Source organism: Pontibacter roseus DSM 17521 (genome assembly GCF_000373265.1).
Classification (GTDB): Bacteria; Bacteroidota; Bacteroidia; order Cytophagales; family Hymenobacteraceae; genus Pontibacter; species Pontibacter roseus.
This window is the reverse complement of sequence record NZ_KB890766.1, coordinates 134091-149397: the sequence shown is the minus strand read 5'-3', so window position 1 is coordinate 149397 and position 15307 is coordinate 134091. Positions and strand designations below refer to the sequence as shown.

Sequence of the window (15307 nt, the reverse complement as noted above, 5' to 3'; positions counted from 1 at the left end):
CCCGCCGCTGCCTACGTATCATGCGTATTGACAAAGTCTTATAAGTAGCCTTATGAAAATACTTTCGCTAGAGATTCTGAGTACCCAGCTGCAAAAGCAGCAAAGGTTTTATACTGAGGTGCTTGGGTTGCCCCTGTTGTCTGAGGATGACCAGCAGTTCGCGGTGCAGGCAGGGCATAGCACCATCACCTTCCGGAAGGCGAGTGCAGGCTTGGACGGTCCCTACCACTTCGCTTTCAGCATACCTGGCGACAAAATCGAGGAGGCGAGGGCGTGGCTGCACCAGCGGGTGGCTTTTCTGTATGCGCCTGGCGCCACTTCTCCCATCGTGCACCACGAGCTGTGGGATGCCCAAGCCCTGTATTTTTACGATGCCGAATTCAATATTCTGGAGTTCATCGCGCACCGGTCCGCCGCGCCAGCGGATACTCCCTTCGGGCCGGAGCAGCTAAGGGGCATTGCAGAAGTGGGTATGACCGCGACTGACGTGCCGCTCTTCGCGCAGCAACTCAAGGGCGGCCTCCACCTGACGCGCTGGAAATCAGCCTCCCCCCTGTTTGAGGCAGTAGGGGATGAAACGGGCATGTTCGTGGTTTCGAAGGAGCAGCGCCCCTGGTTCCCCACCCAGAATCCGGCTCTGCCGCTTCCGGCGCGCGTGCAAATTGAGGCCGCCGGAGCCATTCCGCTGCATCTCGGGCCCTACCACATCCTGCCAACTGGCTCCACCGCAGCATCTTGAGGGAGCAGGTATAGCAGAACAGGCGCCCTGTCAGCACCAGGGGCCATTTTGCAGGCTCAAGCAAACACTGCCGGCTTGGGGCCGTTTATAAGCATATCTTATTTCAGAACCTAAACCAAAGAAACTATGAGACATAACGAAAGAAACTACGACAGCGGCTACCAGAATCAGCACTCGCGTGGCAACCAGAACCCTGACCATGACCTGTCCAATTACCTGACGCGCTACGAGAGCCGTGGCAACTATTACGGTATGCCTGACCAGCAACATGAGTACCGCGACGTGAGAAGCCAGGGGCGCAACTACGGTGACTCAGCATCAGGGCCCGGGGGCGGCTACGGAGCCAGCAGCTGGCGCAGCAACTACGACCAGGACAACCGCCATACCCAAGGCCAGATGCACCAGAACGAATGGGGCGGCAACAGCGACAGAGACAACTACAACTATGGCTCGGGCAGCCGGTCCCAGAGCAGCGACCACTACCGCTACGGCGACCCCAACCCCTACATGAACTACCAGCGCCAGGGAGGCTATGAGAAAACCCGTGGCACAGGCTGGCGCAGCGAGAGTGATGTGGACCACAGCAACCGTCGCTACTCCCGTCAGGACAACAGCTACCAGCAGACCGGCCATGGCAGAAGGTTCGACCAGTATGGACAGGATGAGCGTTACAACTATGCCCACGGCCAGCAGGACGGCAGACGCAGCGTAGACAACCCCGAAAGCCTGGATGACCGCTACTACGACCGCGGCGAGCATTCGAGCAGCAGCAGCGACAATGACTACGGCAACCGCTACGGCACCAATTACGACCACCGCAACCGTGACCGCCAGGGCCGCGACGACAACTACGCCACCGGCAGCTACAGCTCCAACAGAGCTTACCTAGCCGACCATGGCCAGGACCGGGACGAGGGCACGTTCGACCGCACCAGCGATGACTACCCGAGCCGCAGCCCCAGAGGCTATGGCCAAAGCTCCGGACCTGACTACTCCGCCAGCTCTCCCATAACCAACTATGGACCAAGCGTACGCGGGTACCAAAAATAAAAAGACAGCGGGAGGCGTAACCACACGGGCGTCTCCCGCTCCTTTTTCCCCTACCCATACCTTATTGTGCACCACTGCGTAAGCAGGGGGAATAGCCAGCGCCTGCCGGTTATACACAACAACTACAAGATTGACTTTATGAAACAGTTGCTACGCTATACCTTCCTTTCTATGTTCCTGATTGCCCTCTGCTCCTGCACCGTCACGGAGAAGAACAGGCAGTTCTCAGAAGGGGTGTCCGGCATACAGGGCTCTTATTGGATGCTGGTTTCACTCAAAGGACAGGATGTGCCAGACGTGCCGAGTACCAGCACGGCCTACATCCGCTTTGAGGAGGCGAGTGATGAGGTGAAGGGCTATGGCGGCTGCAACCGACTGACTGGCCGCTACGAGCTCAACAACAGCTCGCTGCGCCTGACTAACCTCGCCACCACCCGTATGATGTGTCCCGATATCGAACAGGAGAATTTTCTGATAGCCATACTCGAGCATGTGGACTCTTTCCGGATTGCAGGAGACGTGCTCACCCTTTTCAACAACAAAGAGGCGGTTGCTACTTTCCAGGCGGGCAATGACCCTGACCGGTTGGACGGGCGCTAACCAGGGCAACCCAATACCAATGTGTACAGTAATATAATCTCTTATACCTAAAAAAACGAAACGCTATGGCGACAACCAAATGGGTGATAGACCCCACACACAGCGAAATCCAGTTTAAGGTGCGCCACCTGATGATTACGACCGTCACAGGCTACTTCAGCAAGTTCAACCTGGAGGTGGAAACGGAAGGAGACGACTTCCACAAAACCAAGAGCATCGTGTTCACGGCCGACATCGACTCCATCAGCACCAACAACGAACAGCGCGACACGCACCTGAAGTCACCTGACTTTTTTGACGCCGCCAGCCACGAGCAGCTCCGGTTTGAAGGCAGAAACTACGAGGAGATGAGCGCAGGATTTGAGAAACTGACAGGTGACCTTACCATACGCGGCACCACCAAGCCCATCACTTTAGATGTAGAATACCACGGCACAGTGGTTGACCCCTACGGTCAGACGAAAGCCGGCTTCAGCGTGGACGGCAAAGTGAATCGTAAGGAGTTCGGCCTCACATGGGATGCCGTGACCGAGGCAGGAAGCGTGGTGGTAAGCGACGAAATAAGGATACACTGCGAAATACAGCTGGTGAGGCAGGAAGGCTAAATTTGCTTCTCTGGGACAGAGCCCAGCGCCAGGCATCAACAGGCGCGGCTTGCTTCCTGCTGCTAATGAATCAATGCTGGAGAAGCCGGTAACTGACCCTTCGTCATTTTTTATGGGTATATAGACAAACCCTATCGGCTGTCGTCGTATTACAACAGTTGTATCTGTAGAACTAACGCCTCTTACTACTATGCAGAAGAAAAGTGCCAAGAAAGCAATCAAAGACACCTTGCAAGTGGAGCTCAGGGCAAAGGAGGCTCAGGAGCTATACCTCAACATCTGTAATTACCTGCTCAACAACGATGACAAATGCTACATTGGGGTCATCAGGTATAAGTACCTGCTGCTGTGCGATGAAATCAGCACCAGCGTGAGCGATTACCTGGTGATGGAGCAACTGCTGGAGAAAATGAAGGAGAAACACCCGCTCATCCTTTCCGCGCTCACCTACATCGCCCTCCATAAGTCCTGATACCCTACAGGCACCCTTCACTTCCCTATTGCCGCATACACTATTACCATTACCTAATTCCTATACCTATACCTGAAACGGGGTCCTGCCTTAGCTGTCGCTTTTCAGGAGCCGGTGGTAGTCCGGGTTTTTTTGTATGAACTTTTGCACCACCGGACATGTGGCCACCACCTGCAGGCCGTTCTGCTCGGCATAGCACAGGCCCTCTTCTATCAGTTTATTGGCAATGCCTTTGCCCCGCGCCGACTCCGGCACGAAGGTATGGGTGAAGTTCAGCACATCCGGCTCAGGCGTGGCATAGGCCAGTTTCGCCTCTTCGTCATTGCCTAAGGAAGCGGTGAATTGCTGGTATTTCTTATCGTGTGTGATGTTGATTTCCATAATAATCATTTTTTGGGTTGGATATAAAACAGGTATGGGAGGCGACTCTTCTGCGTTGCCTCCCATACCTGAAATCTACTCCACTAATTTTGAAGTGGGGTGATGCAGCATGATGATAGAGCGCCCCTCTACCTGTATGGTTTTACCGGCCTCTATGCCCTCTTTCTTATCACTGATGTCGTAGCAACAGGTATCCAGTATCCGGGTCCAATGCGTGCCATACCGCGCGGCAGGAACGGTGAAATCCAGCGCCTCGTGGTGTGCGTTGAAGATGATGTAGAAGCTGTCGTCTATTATCTGCTCGCCTTTTGGGCCCACCGAGTGCAGGCCCCTGCCGTTCAGGAACACGCCGAGCGACTTGGCATGGTCCTGGTTCCATTGCTCCTCATCCATCTCCGACCCGTCGGCCTGGAACCAGGCGATGTCCTCCACGCCTACCCCTTTGATGGGCTGCCCCTGGAACCAGCGGCGGCGGCAGAACACCGGGTGGTTTTTGCGCAGGCTGATGACCTTGCGGGTGAACTCCAGCAGTTCTTTGTCAGCGGTCAGCCAGTTGAGCCAAGATATCTCATTGTCCTGGCAGTAGGCGTTGTTGTTGCCCTGCTGGGTGCGGCTCAGTTCATCCCCGGCCACCAGCATCGGCACCCCCTGCGACAAGAAGAGCGTGGCCAGGAAATTGCGTTTCTGGCGCTGCCGCAACTCGTTCACCTTGTTGTCTTTCGTGGGGCCTTCCGCCCCGCAGTTCCAGGAGCGGTTGTGGCTCTCGCCGTCGTTGTTGTCTTCGCCGTTGGCCTCGTTGTGCTTCTCGTTGTACGACACCAGGTCGTTCAGCGTAAAACCGTCATGCGCTGTCACAAAGTTGATGCTGGCGGTCGGGCGTCGAAAGTCGTCGCGGTACAAATCGGAGCTGCCCGTGAAGCGCTCGGCGAACTCACCCAAGGTGCCTCCCTCGCCGCGCCAGTAGTCCCGGATGCAGTCGCGGTACTTGCCGTTCCATTCGGCCCAGCCCGGCGGGAACTTGCCCACCAGGTAGCCGCCTTCGCCAATGTCCCAAGGCTCGGCGATGAGCTTGACCTGCGAGATGACCGGGTCCTGGTGGATGATGTCGAAGAAGGAACCGAGGCGGTCCACCTCGTGCAGCTCACGCGCCAGGGTGGCGGCCAGGTCAAAGCGGAAGCCATCGACGTGCATCTCCAGAATCCAGTAGCGCAGGCTGTCCATGATGAGGCGCAGCACCGGCGGCATCATGGCGTTGAGGGTGTTGCCCGTGCCGGTATAGTCCATGTAGAAGCGCTTGTCGTCTTCCACCAGCCGGTAGTAAGAGGAGTTGTCCACGCCCCGGAACGACAGCGTGGGGCCCATCTGGTTGCCCTCGCCGGTGTGGTTGTACACCACATCCAGAATCACCTCTATACCTGCCTTGTGCAGTTCCTTGACCATGTTCTTGAACTCGACCACCTGCTCACCTAGCGTGCCGCTGCTGGAGTAGCGCACATCCGGCGCAAAGAAGCCGATGGAGTTGTAGCCCCAGTAGTTGGTGAGTCCCTTTTCGGTCAGGTGGCGGTCTGTGATGAAGTGGTGCACCGGCATCAGCTCGATGGCCGTGATGCCGAGCTCTTTGAGGTAGTTGATGGTGACCGGGTGCCCAATGGCAGCGTAAGTTCCTCTAATCTCCTCCGGAATATCGGGGTGCAGCTTGGTAAGGCCCTTGACATGCGCCTCATAGATGATGGACTTGTGGTAAGGAACCTTCGGTGGCTTATCGCCTTGCCAGTCGAAGGTCGGGTCCACTACCACGCTGCATGGTATGAAAGGGGCACTGTCGAGTTCGCTGAAGCTCAGGTCCTCTTTCGGGTCTCCCACTTTGTAAGCGAACAGGGAATCGTGCCAGTTGATGGTGCCAGAGATAGCCTTGGCATAGGGGTCTATGAGCAGTTTGTTCGGGTTGAAGCGGTGACCGTTCTCCGGTTCAAAGGGCCCATAGACGCGGTAGCCGTACAGTTGGCCCGGCTTTATCTCGGGCAGGTATACGTGCCATACCTGGTGGGTGCGCTCCGATATCTTTATCTTGACGGCTTCCGTCTCGTCTTCGGTGGTGTTGAACAGGCAGAGCTCTACTCCGGTCGCGTTGTCAGCGTAAAGGGCGAAGTTCACCCCCTCTCCATCCCAGGTAGCGCCCAGTGGGTAAGGGCTGCCAGGGTATACAGTAATGTTCATATGACTATAGGTGAAAAGCTTATGGAAACTTATTTTTTTGTTGTTGCATGTACGGATTATACCTTCAAAGAGTCAAAAAAGCACTTCAAAATACCCTATACCGCGCATAACCTATAGTGAAAGACGCTAGTGCACTTCCCATACCTATCGCCCGAACCAGCTTGAAAAGCCTGGACCTGCGCTTTTATGCTATCGCATGCGCAGGCGGGTCAGTCTAATACGAGCACGAAGGTTTCGGAACGAACGGAGCCGCGTATACTATAGGAGGAAAATCTCCCTACACCAACGCAGGTATACCATGGAAGCCACTAACTTCATCAGCATAGAAATCGGGAGCGGCGACGCGCGTGCCGTATTGGCTATGGATTTGAACAAACTCTGCTTCCTGACCTATAAACCAGAGACCGCTGCCCAGACAGCCAAGCTGGTGCTGGACTTCGGCAGTTCCCAGAAGATTCTCGAGAAGAAAGAGGCGGAGCAGGTATACGCGGAGCTGGCCAGGCATTCCTCCTTCAGGAAAGCAGCAGCATCCGACTTTTAGGCGGGTGAGTCAGGTATAGCCACAGGGTTTTAGATCCGGTATTGCGCCGCCAGGTCTGTGAATGCTGTCACCTGCTGTTCCTGCCAATAAACGCTCTTGCCCAATTCCCTGGCCAACAGTTCGGCCACCGCCGGGGCAGCGGCCACCGCGGCCTGCGCATCCAGGAAAAGCAGCCGCACCCGCCTGGCCAGTACATCCTCTACGGTACGGGCCATTTCCTGCCGGACTGCCCACACCACTTCAGCCAGGGTATAGGTATAATCCGGGTGGAGCCTGGTAGCCAGCTCGGGTTGCTGCTCCAAAAGCTGTTGAATGGCGGCTGCGTCTGAGCCGTATATTCCCAGACGCCCCGCCGTAATGGCCGAACTGCCATGGATGCGGAGACTGACTGTCTTACAAGGTACAGCAGGCAGCCGGCCCACCCGTGCTGCCATATCCACGGTGCCCTCAGCCATCAGCCTATAGATGGTCCACTTGCCGCCCGTGACGGTGATGAGCCCTGAATCCGATACCATGATTTTGTAGTTGCGGGAGATTTCCTTCGTGGACTGTTGGTTGCCTTCCTGCGCGGCCAGAGGCCGCAGCCCCGCAAACACCGAGAGCACGTCGGCACGGGTGGAAGGGCGCGACAGGTACCGGCCTGCCGTCTCCAATATGAAACGCACCTCCTCCTCCAGCGCCTGTGGCTCCAGTTCTATCTTCTCGCGCAGGGTGTCGGTGGTGCCCACCACCACCTTGCCTTCCCAGGGAACGGCAAACAGCACCCGCCCGTCGTCCGTCTTCGGAATAAGCAGGGCATTGGCACCAGGCAGAAAGGAAGCATCCAGCACCAGGTGCACACCCTGGCTGGGGCGCACAAGCGGGCTGGCAGCGGGCCTGTCCATGTGCAGGATGTCGTCCACGAACACCCCGGTCGCGTTGATGACTACTTTGGAATAAAGTTGGTATACCTGCCCGTCTTCCTGGTCCACCGCCTCCACCCCTGCCACCTTCCCACCCTCCTCGTGCAGCAACCTGGTGACACGCAAGTAATTCAGCACGGTGGCACCACGCCCAACCGCTGTCTGCGCCAGGTTGATGGCCAGGCGGGCATCGTCAAACTGGGCGTCCTGGTAAATCGTCCCACTTTTCAAACCACCCGGTTTCACCGTTGGGATAGCCCTCAGAGTCTCTTCCCTGCTCAGCCATTTGCTCGTTCCCAGGCTCAGGCGGCCGGCCAGCAGGTCGTAAAGCTTCAGCCCGGTGGTATAGAAAATGCCTTCCCACCAGGTATAGTGCGGGATGACGAAAGCCTGTTTCCGGACCAGGTGCGGCGCGTTTTGGAGCAGCCGGCCACGTTCTTTCAGGGCCTCCAGTACCAGCCGTACCTTCCCCTGCGCCAGGTAGCGCACCCCACCGTGTATGAGCTTGGTGCTGCGGCTCGATGTCCCCTTGGCGAAGTCGGCCTGCTCCAGCAGCAACACCTTGTACCCACGTGTGGCCGCATCCACGGCAATGCCCAAACCAGTGGCCCCACCACCTATCACCAAGATGTCCCAGCGAGGGCAGGTATTGAGTTGTTGAAGGGCAAGTGGGCGGTTAAGCATGCGGATGGTGCCTGAATTTCTCTGTCTGGAAGCAGTACGCCTGTCGCGCGATGGGTCTGCTGCTTTTGGCTTTAAACGGTATCTCCCCGGAATGTAAGCACGCTTTCAATATTAATTTTCTAAAATATTTCACAGAATATTTGGATTTGTCCTAACCATACTTACATTTGTAGTGTACTATGCAACTAATACACTAGACAAGCATCACATGATACATATCCAGAACCTTAGCTTCGGGTATAGCAGAAGATTACCTCTTTTCCGGAACCTGAACCTCACGCTCCGGCAGGGGCACATCTACGGGCTGTTCGGGAAGAACGGGGCCGGTAAGTCCACGCTGCTCAAGAACATGGTCGGGTTGGTGTTCCCGCAGGAAGGCAGCTGCCAGGTGAACGGCTATGAGGCCAGCAAGCGCTACCCGGCCATGCTGGAGGACCTGTTCTTCATACCTGAAGAAATCTACCTGCCGGCGCTCACTGCAAGGCAGTTCGTGGCCAGCACCGCTCTCTTCTACCCCCGGTTCAGCGAAGCGGATTTCTACCGCTGCCTCAGCGAGTTTGATGTGCCGCAGGATGCCGTGCTGGACAAACTCTCGTACGGGCAGCAGAAAAAGGCCATCATCGCCTTCGGGCTAGCCACCAACGCCAGCCTGCTCCTGCTGGATGAGCCAACCAACGGACTCGACATACCTTCCAAGGTGCAGTTCCGCCGCGTGATAGCCTCCGCCCTCACCGAGGACCGCTGCATCGTCATCTCCACGCACCAAGTGCGCGACCTGGATAGCCTCATTGATACCCTGCTCGTGCTGCATGACCGCAACATCGTGCTGAATCAGTCGCTTGACGCTATCTCCGAGAAAATCACCTTCACAACGCTGGCTGAGAGTGAAGGGATGGACGTGCTGTACCAGGAGGAGTCGCTGCGTGGCCGGCATGTGATACAGCCCAACCTGACCGGCTCCTACAGCAAAGTGGACCTGGAACTGCTCTTCAACGCCATCACAAGCGGCGACAAATCCATCATTCAAACCCTTCATACACCGGTATATGAAAAATCAGTTTAGCTTCCGGCGCTTCGGCCTGTTGTTCCGGAAACACGCATCGGAGCAGTACAAATCTTACCTGATGGCGCTGGCCGTTTTGGCGGGTGTCCTGACCTTGATATTGGGTATGCTGACGTATGTATGGGGCGTCAAGCTCGATGCCAAGCTGCAATCTTTGTTCTTCATGCTGTTCCTGCTGGGGGCAGGCACGGTGTTCACCAGCACCGTCTTCTCCAACCTGGGCAACCCCAAAAAAGCCATTGCCTTCCTGACGCTCCCTGCTTCGTCGCTGGAGAAATTCCTGGTTGGGTGGGTTTTCTCATTCCCTGCTTTCCTGTTGGCCTACATTCCAACTTTCTACCTGATAGCCGCTGTGGTTATTGGTGCGGTTGGAGATGGCAGTGGAGAGGCAGAAATGTTCAGTCTTTTTGGGGAGAACAGCAACCTGCCTCAGATGCTCCTAATGTATGCGTTTCTGAACGCGGTGGCCCTGGTTGGTGGCATCTTCTTCCAAAAGGGGCAGTTCATCAAAACCGCCTTTCTGCTGTTCGTTTTCTTCTTTGTGCTGCTCTTGCTGAACAAACTGCTGCTCCAGGCGCTGCTGGGCCATGACATACAGTCCGCTATACCTTTCGGGGGTGTGAAGCTCCTGGAAGACAGGCAACTGTTCACGATTGGCCTGCAGGGTGAGGACTCGCCCTTGCAATGGGTCGCTTCAATAGGATTGGTGGTGATGCTTTGGGCGGCGGCCTATTTCAAGTTAAAAGAGAAGCAGGTATAGAAGGGAGGGAAACCATGGAATTCAAAGACAACGAGCCGATATACCTGCAGATAGCCGCCTATGTGAGCGAGCAGATTCTGCTGGGCAAGTGGACCGCAGACGACAAAGTTCCTTCGGTCAGGGAACTGGCGGTGGCGCTGCAGGTGAACCCCAACACGGTGATGCGCACATACGAGCAGCTACAGAACCAGGAGGTGATTTACAACAAGCGCGGCATCGGCTTCTTTGTGGCGCCCGATGCGGTCAAAAAAGTGAAGGCCTTGAAAAAGGAGCGCTTCCTGCAACAGGACCTGCCGGAGTTCTTCCGCAACCTCTTCCTGCTGGACATAAACCTGGACGAGATACAGCAGCGCTACGAAGCTTACATAGCACAAAACCTTGAATCAGAAACGAGATAGAAAAAATGAAGACTAGTAACAAGCTTTTGCTAGCCGCGCTGGTGGTGCTCCTGTGCTCCCTAGCGGCGTATAACATGGCCCTGAAATCAGAATATGACACAGGCGCTTACAAAGACCCATTGGGCAACCACAGCCTCTTGTCCTTCCAAGACTTCGATGAGATTGTTGTATACCCTGCTGATATGCTGAAGGTAAGGATTGAGAAGGGAGACAGGCATGAGGTATACCTGAAAAATGGGATGGAAGACAGGGTGCAGGTGTCACAGGCAGGCAAGCGCCTGCACATCCGTCTTGCCCTGACGGAGCAGACCAAAGTCATCAGCGGGAACCAGGGGGAGCACCACCTCGTCATCCGAACGCCGCATGTGAAGCTGGTTCGCGCAGACGCTATCCATACCATGAATGGTAAGGAAGAGACATGGCAGAAAGATAAAATGCGTTACATGGACTATTATGGTGTGACACTGGCGGGACTCGAGCTCGATAGCCTTTCGCTTGAACTGGACAATGGAAGCCTGGTGAAGCTGGAGAATAATGCCCTGAAAAGCCTTCAGGTTACATCTGGCAGCAGCTACGGAAGCGAGCCTACCCTACAGATTTCCCCAAACAACAAACTGCAGCAGGCTAGCCTGGACATCCGAAACGGGAGCATACTCGTGCTGGAGAATGTAGCCATTCCGCAGCTCAGCTATACCTTCTCCGACAGTGCCCAGCTACGTATATCCGGCGCATCCATAGCCGCCTTGAAAAAGTAGTCGGTGCTTTACTTATCACGCGGCAACCAGCAAGTAGCGCCTGAAACGGCCTGCTCGCAGGTTGCCTCTTTTTCGTCTTCCCAAACCCACAGCTCTAAAGGCTATAATACACCCCGAAGCTTGCGTTGATGGTGCGCATCGTCTGCCGGTAGCGCATGCTCACATCTTTGGCATCGGACACCTCCAGGGAAGGTTTGGTGAGGAGACTGCCGATTTCTATCCCCAACCCGATGCGCTGTGCCTCCACACCCAAGCCGAAAGCCAACCCGCCCGCCAGAGAGAAGGCGGAATCGGAGGTGCGGGTCACGGGGCCGTAAACCGTCTCGATATGTACGCGCGGCGATTCGTTGAAAGCACCGCCCAGCGAACCCTTGACATACCCGAAGAAGCTGCTCCCCCGCATCTGCAGGTAGGCGTCCGCCAGCGCAAAGGCCGTCTGCCACGCCGTCGCTTCTTTGCTCCGCACCAGGGCGTCGTCTTCCGCCACAAACCTGTCCATGTAGAAGGGGTTGCGTCGCCAGCCTGCCGTGCCGCCCAAGGCTATACCTGGCTTGATGTCACGGGCATAGTTCACCGAGAGCTGGAAACCGCTGTTAGCGAAGGGAGGGTAGTCATCCTCAAAGCGTATTTTCTCAAACTCCCCTATCGGTGCAGCACTGCTCAGCTGCAGCCCGACGCGCTGGCCCAATGGCCTGCTTTGCTGGGCCTGCACAACAGTCGTCACAAAAAGAAAAATCAGAGCCGCTTGTAGTTGTTTGATCATAGGGTTTGAAGGCTGAAGGGAATACTGAGTATAGCACACACCTGGTGGCAGACTTTTGAGTCCTGTTATACCTTAGGGCAACTCGATGTTATAGGTATAGGTGGTGTCCCGCTTCAACTCATCCCAATACAGGGTATAGGCGTAGCATTCCGGGTTCGGGCAGTTTGTCACTTGAGGGTTGATAACGACATAACCGTCTTCCATTTCATCATCCCGAAGTAGAAAACGCAGGGTGTAATTCCCTTGTGCGTCGGTATAGGTTACCGCTTTTTTTCGGGTAGCTCCGCCCATCCCTTCATAAAAAGTCCGAAGGTTCTTCCAGGTGGCTGTGAGCTGCATACCTTTAACAGGTTGGCCGTTTGCGCGCACTACCCTTCCGCTTACCTCTGTGCAGGACCCGGGGCAGTATTTGCTGATGAAGTCTTCCTGATTTTCTACACAGCCGGTAAGACAATACAAGGCTGCTATAAGGAAACCAAACTGACAGAGGAATCTTGTTTTCATGCCATGGAGGAACTTTCAAACAAGATATAAAAAAACACTATACTTCCAAGTTCCCTACGCCTGCATCTCCATCTTGATGTGGTCGATGCCGTCTTCGTCGTATACCTCGCTCGACTGCACAAACCCAAAGCTCTCGTAGAACTTCTTCGCGTACAACTGCGCCCCAATCCGGATGGGACCTTTCCCAAACAGGCGGTAGCACTCATCAATCGACATCTGAACCAACTGCTTGCCCACGCCCGTTCCCCGCACCAGTTGGCTCGTCACAATGCGCCCGATGGACATCATATCTGGGTACGCTATTTCTGCCGGCACGAGTCTGGAGACCGCCACCAGCACGTTCTCCTCGTTGTAGAACAGGATGTGGTGGCATTGCTGGTCCTTATCGTCCATGTCAGGGAAGACACAATTCTGCTCCACCACGAACACCTCGCTCCGCAGCCGCAGCATGTCGTACAGTTCGTAAGGCGTGAGTTCCTGAAAGGCTTTGCAGATTTTGGTGAGTGCCATGGCGGTGTGTAGGTATAGTGATTTGTGACCAGTCTTCGCGGCAAAGATACGGCAGCGCGCTTTTATTCCTACCTTTGCGCCATACCTGGGTTCACCTTCTTTTACTCCTATGTGGCAAGATATTCTGGAAGTGCTGTTCAACCTGATACCACTGGCCCTGTTCCTATACCTGTCGCTCAGCATGATGGGCCTTATACCCTTGAACAGACACACCGCGTTCCTGGCCGAAGCCTCTACCACCACCAAAGTCGCCATTTACGGCGGCACCATCGCCTTTGCCGTCATGGCCGTGTTGGATTTGAGCAAGTAACTCAACGGCCTTCACTTTTCTTTTTTGCCGGATGTGCTATACCTGGCAGGAGCTACAATAGAGCATTTCACGCTGGAAACCTGCAATCGCAGTAAACCCTGAACAAAAAAAGCCCGCCCCTTTGAAAGGGCAGGCTTTTGCTATCGTGGACGGTATAGCCTAGTAGGCTCTTACCGCTTTGTTCTCGATGAAGTTCATGAAGGCTCTGTTCACCACGCGCGTACCGCCCGGCGTCGGGTAATTGCCCGTGAAGTACCAATCGCCTTTGTGGTTCGGGCAGGCCAGGTGCAGGTCCTCTATACGCTGGTATATCACCTGTACCTCCGCATGCACATCCGGTGCCTTCACTATCTCCGACACCTTTTCCGAAATCTCATCGGCCGTGAACAGGTCATATAGCTCCTTCACGAAGTTGGTCTCCATGAATTCCGGCGTATGCTGCGCGGCCACACACTTGTCGTATACCTCGTCCACCTTATGGTACAGGTTGCGGTCTTTGAGCAGGGCCAGCATGGCGCGGAAAGCCACAAACTCCTTCACGCGTGACATGTCAATGCCGTAGCAGTCGGGGTAGCGGATTTGCGGGGCGCAGGAAACGATGATGATTTTCTTCGGCTCCAGTTTGTCCAGCATCTTGATGATACTCTTCTCCAGTGTTGTGCCCCGCACGATGGAATCGTCCAGCACCACCAGCGTATCGATGCCCTTCTTCACCACCTCATAGGTTGTGTCGTACACGTGCGTCACCAGGTCATCGCGGCTGTCGTTGTCAGTGATGAAGGTGCGCAGTTTCACGTCCTTGATAACCAGCTTCTCGGCGCGCGGCTTGAACTGCAGGATATCGTCGAGCTGCTCTTCGGTCAGTTCCTGGTTCAGGATGGCCTGTTTGCGGTAGGTGCGCAGGTAGTCTTCAATGCCCTTCATCATACCCAGCCAGGAGGTTTCGGCGGTATTCGGGATGTAGGAAAAAACCGTGTTCTTCAAATCGAAGTCAACGGCCTCCAATATCTGCGGGCACAGGCGGCGGCCCATGTTCTTGCGTTCCTCATAAATCTCCGGGTCGTTGCCACGCGAGAAATAGATGCGCTCAAAGCTACAGGAGGTTTTCTCCAGCTGCGGCAGTACCTCTTTCAGCTGCGGATTACCGGCCTTGTCCACTATCAGGGCGTGGCCCGGCGTAATCTCCTTGATGGCGCTGTAGTCCACATCAAAAGCCGTCTTGATGGCAGGCTTCTCAGAGGCGATGACCACCACCTCGTCATCTACATAATAGTAGGCGGGACGGATGCCGTTCGGGTCGCGCACCACAAACGAGGCGCCGTAACCGGTCAGGCCTGCCATGGCATAACCGCCGTCAAAGTCCTTGCAGGCACGCTTGAGCACACGCTGCAGGTCCAGGTTCTCCTCAATAAGGGTGGTGATTTCTTTGTTGGTGAAGTCTTCTTTGTAGGTCTCGAACAGTGTCTGGTTCTCCTCGTCCAGGAAATGGCCGATTTTCTCCAATACCGTGATAGTGTCGGTCTTGTGCTTGGGGTGCTGCCCTAACTCCACCAGCTTACGGAACTGCTCGTCCACGTTGGTCATGTTGAAGTTACCGGCTACGGCCAGGCTGCGGCTGCGCCAGTTGTTCTCGCGCACCATGGGGTGGCAGTTGTCCACGCTGTTGATGCCGTGGGTGCCGTAGCGCAGGTGGCCCAGGTATACATCACCCAGGAACGGCAGGTTCTGCCATACCCAGTTGGTGTCCTCTGCCTGCTCTGGATGGTTCTCCTTCAGCTTCTTGAACTCCTTGCCGATTTTGCCGAAGATGCTGTCGATGGCGCGGGTCTTGACGGAGCGGAACCGGTTGATGTACTCCATGCCCGGACCGGCGTTTATCTTGATGCTGGCCACTCCTGCCCCATCCTGGCCCCGGTTGTGCTGCTTCTGCATGAGCAGGTACAACTTGTTGACACCATACATGGGAGTGCCGTATTTCTCAACGTAGTACTCGATTGGTTTTCGGAGCCTGATTAAGGCTATACCGCATTCGTGCTTAATTGAATCGCTCATG

18 protein-coding genes are annotated in these 15307 nt (G+C 55.5%); 11 read left to right on the top strand and 7 right to left on the bottom strand.

Annotated features, from left to right (window positions below):
* Nucleotides 1–52 precede the first annotated feature (52 nt).
* The 5 genes from B051_RS0114950 to B051_RS0114930 all read left to right on the top strand — a co-directional run bounded on the left by B051_RS0114950 (nt 53) and on the right by B051_RS0114930 (nt 3466).
* On the top strand, nt 53–739 hold the full coding sequence (locus B051_RS0114950) for a VOC family protein (RefSeq protein ID WP_018479025.1): 687 nt from the start codon (nt 53–55) through the stop codon (nt 737–739).
* Between the two features lie 126 nt (nt 740–865).
* The gene (locus B051_RS0114945; protein WP_018479024.1) at nt 866–1789 is read left to right on the top strand and encodes a hypothetical protein; all 924 of its coding nucleotides are present in this window, start codon (nt 866–868) and stop codon (nt 1787–1789) included.
* Between the two features lie 138 nt (nt 1790–1927).
* Complete coding sequence (locus B051_RS22030) at nt 1928–2389, top strand: META domain-containing protein (RefSeq protein ID WP_018479023.1); 462 nt, start codon at nt 1928–1930, stop codon at nt 2387–2389.
* 65 nt (nt 2390–2454) lie between these two features.
* Entirely contained in the window at nt 2455–2994 is a 540-nt protein-coding gene (locus tag B051_RS0114935; RefSeq protein ID WP_018479022.1) for a YceI family protein, read from the top strand.
* 190 nt (nt 2995–3184) lie between these two features.
* A complete protein-coding gene (locus tag B051_RS0114930) occupies nt 3185–3466 on the top strand; it encodes a hypothetical protein (RefSeq protein WP_018479021.1) in 282 nt (93 codons plus the stop codon).
* A gap of 90 nt (nt 3467–3556) precedes the next feature.
* Here the strand turns inward: B051_RS0114930 and B051_RS0114925 are convergent, their stop codons facing one another.
* Nucleotides 3557–3847 carry a GNAT family N-acetyltransferase gene (locus B051_RS0114925; protein ID WP_033316957.1) on the bottom strand — a complete coding sequence of 97 codons (291 nt, stop codon included), beginning with the start codon at nt 3845–3847 and terminating at the stop codon, nt 3557–3559.
* A gap of 75 nt (nt 3848–3922) precedes the next feature.
* On the bottom strand, nt 3923–6064 hold the full coding sequence (gene glgX / locus B051_RS0114920; RefSeq protein ID WP_018479019.1) for a glycogen debranching protein GlgX: 2142 nt from the start codon (nt 6062–6064) through the stop codon (nt 3923–3925).
* Between the two features lie 298 nt (nt 6065–6362).
* Here glgX and B051_RS0114910 point away from each other — a divergent pair, with 298 nt between their 5' ends.
* Nucleotides 6363–6605 (top strand): hypothetical protein, encoded by a 243-nt coding sequence (locus tag B051_RS0114910; RefSeq protein WP_018479017.1) that lies wholly within the window; start codon nt 6363–6365, stop codon nt 6603–6605.
* 29 nt (nt 6606–6634) lie between these two features.
* Here the strand turns inward: B051_RS0114910 and B051_RS0114905 are convergent, their stop codons facing one another.
* Nucleotides 6635–8191 (bottom strand): glycerol-3-phosphate dehydrogenase/oxidase, encoded by a 1557-nt coding sequence (locus B051_RS0114905; RefSeq protein WP_026236429.1) that lies wholly within the window; start codon nt 8189–8191, stop codon nt 6635–6637.
* 208 nt (nt 8192–8399) lie between these two features.
* Between B051_RS0114905 and B051_RS0114900 the strand changes: the two genes are divergently transcribed.
* Genes B051_RS0114900 through B051_RS0114885 form a run of 4 tightly spaced genes read left to right on the top strand, consistent with a single transcriptional unit; the run spans nt 8400 to nt 11167 of the window.
* Nucleotides 8400–9254, top strand: a complete 855-nt coding sequence (locus B051_RS0114900; RefSeq protein WP_018479015.1) for an ABC transporter ATP-binding protein — start codon at nt 8400–8402, stop codon at nt 9252–9254.
* Complete coding sequence (locus B051_RS0114895; RefSeq protein WP_018479014.1) at nt 9238–10014, top strand: hypothetical protein; 777 nt, start codon at nt 9238–9240, stop codon at nt 10012–10014. Before B051_RS0114900 ends, B051_RS0114895 begins: the two co-directional genes overlap by 17 nt.
* A gap of 14 nt (nt 10015–10028) precedes the next feature.
* A complete protein-coding gene (locus B051_RS0114890; protein ID WP_018479013.1) occupies nt 10029–10412 on the top strand; it encodes a GntR family transcriptional regulator in 384 nt (127 codons plus the stop codon).
* 5 nt (nt 10413–10417) lie between these two features.
* The gene (locus tag B051_RS0114885; protein ID WP_018479012.1) at nt 10418–11167 is read left to right on the top strand and encodes a hypothetical protein; all 750 of its coding nucleotides are present in this window, start codon (nt 10418–10420) and stop codon (nt 11165–11167) included.
* A 94-nt stretch (nt 11168–11261) separates the two neighbouring features.
* Here the strand turns inward: B051_RS0114885 and B051_RS0114880 are convergent, their stop codons facing one another.
* The 3 genes from B051_RS0114880 to B051_RS0114870 form a co-directional block, all read right to left on the bottom strand.
* The gene (locus tag B051_RS0114880) at nt 11262–11930 is read right to left on the bottom strand and encodes a hypothetical protein (RefSeq protein WP_018479011.1); all 669 of its coding nucleotides are present in this window, start codon (nt 11928–11930) and stop codon (nt 11262–11264) included.
* 72 nt (nt 11931–12002) lie between these two features.
* Nucleotides 12003–12269, bottom strand: coding sequence for a hypothetical protein (locus B051_RS22850; protein ID WP_245539638.1), 267 nt, complete (start codon nt 12267–12269; stop codon nt 12003–12005).
* Between the two features lie 219 nt (nt 12270–12488).
* Nucleotides 12489–12944 carry a GNAT family N-acetyltransferase gene (locus B051_RS0114870; protein WP_018479009.1) on the bottom strand — a complete coding sequence of 152 codons (456 nt, stop codon included), beginning with the start codon at nt 12942–12944 and terminating at the stop codon, nt 12489–12491.
* A 109-nt stretch (nt 12945–13053) separates the two neighbouring features.
* On the opposite strand from B051_RS0114870, the gene B051_RS0114865 reads away from it, so the two are divergent.
* Nucleotides 13054–13254 carry a hypothetical protein gene (locus tag B051_RS0114865; protein ID WP_018479008.1) on the top strand — a complete coding sequence of 67 codons (201 nt, stop codon included), beginning with the start codon at nt 13054–13056 and terminating at the stop codon, nt 13252–13254.
* Between the two features lie 159 nt (nt 13255–13413).
* Here the strand turns inward: B051_RS0114865 and B051_RS0114860 are convergent, their stop codons facing one another.
* The gene (locus B051_RS0114860) at nt 13414–15306 is read right to left on the bottom strand and encodes an amidophosphoribosyltransferase (RefSeq protein WP_026236428.1); all 1893 of its coding nucleotides are present in this window, start codon (nt 15304–15306) and stop codon (nt 13414–13416) included.
* Nucleotide 15307: the final 1 nt, after the last annotated feature.

Excerpts from the sequence above, each read along its gene's own strand:
- B051_RS0114950 (WP_018479025.1), top strand. The coding sequence starts at position 53 with ATGAAAATACTTTCGCTAGAGATTCTGAGTACCCAGCTGCAAAAGCAG.
- B051_RS0114945 (WP_018479024.1), top strand. The coding sequence starts at position 866 with ATGAGACATAACGAAAGAAACTACGACAGCGGCTACCAGAATCAGCAC.
- B051_RS22030 (WP_018479023.1), top strand. The coding sequence starts at position 1,928 with ATGAAACAGTTGCTACGCTATACCTTCCTTTCTATGTTCCTGATTGCC.
- B051_RS0114935 (WP_018479022.1), top strand. The coding sequence starts at position 2,455 with ATGGCGACAACCAAATGGGTGATAGACCCCACACACAGCGAAATCCAG.
- B051_RS0114930 (WP_018479021.1), top strand. The coding sequence starts at position 3,185 with ATGCAGAAGAAAAGTGCCAAGAAAGCAATCAAAGACACCTTGCAAGTG.
- B051_RS0114925 (WP_033316957.1), bottom strand. The coding sequence starts at position 3,847 with ATGGAAATCAACATCACACACGATAAGAAATACCAGCAATTCACCGCT.
- glgX (WP_018479019.1), bottom strand. The coding sequence starts at position 6,064 with ATGAACATTACTGTATACCCTGGCAGCCCTTACCCACTGGGCGCTACC.
- B051_RS0114910 (WP_018479017.1), top strand. The coding sequence starts at position 6,363 with ATGGAAGCCACTAACTTCATCAGCATAGAAATCGGGAGCGGCGACGCG.
- B051_RS0114905 (WP_026236429.1), bottom strand. The coding sequence starts at position 8,191 with ATGCTTAACCGCCCACTTGCCCTTCAACAACTCAATACCTGCCCTCGC.
- B051_RS0114900 (WP_018479015.1), top strand. The coding sequence starts at position 8,400 with ATGATACATATCCAGAACCTTAGCTTCGGGTATAGCAGAAGATTACCT.
- B051_RS0114895 (WP_018479014.1), top strand. The coding sequence starts at position 9,238 with ATGAAAAATCAGTTTAGCTTCCGGCGCTTCGGCCTGTTGTTCCGGAAA.
- B051_RS0114890 (WP_018479013.1), top strand. The coding sequence starts at position 10,029 with ATGGAATTCAAAGACAACGAGCCGATATACCTGCAGATAGCCGCCTAT.
- B051_RS0114885 (WP_018479012.1), top strand. The coding sequence starts at position 10,418 with ATGAAGACTAGTAACAAGCTTTTGCTAGCCGCGCTGGTGGTGCTCCTG.
- B051_RS0114880 (WP_018479011.1), bottom strand. The coding sequence starts at position 11,930 with ATGATCAAACAACTACAAGCGGCTCTGATTTTTCTTTTTGTGACGACT.
- B051_RS22850 (WP_245539638.1), bottom strand. The coding sequence starts at position 12,269 with ATGCAGCTCACAGCCACCTGGAAGAACCTTCGGACTTTTTATGAAGGG.
- B051_RS0114870 (WP_018479009.1), bottom strand. The coding sequence starts at position 12,944 with ATGGCACTCACCAAAATCTGCAAAGCCTTTCAGGAACTCACGCCTTAC.
- B051_RS0114865 (WP_018479008.1), top strand. The coding sequence starts at position 13,054 with ATGTGGCAAGATATTCTGGAAGTGCTGTTCAACCTGATACCACTGGCC.
- B051_RS0114860 (WP_026236428.1), bottom strand. The coding sequence starts at position 15,306 with ATGAGCGATTCAATTAAGCACGAATGCGGTATAGCCTTAATCAGGCTC.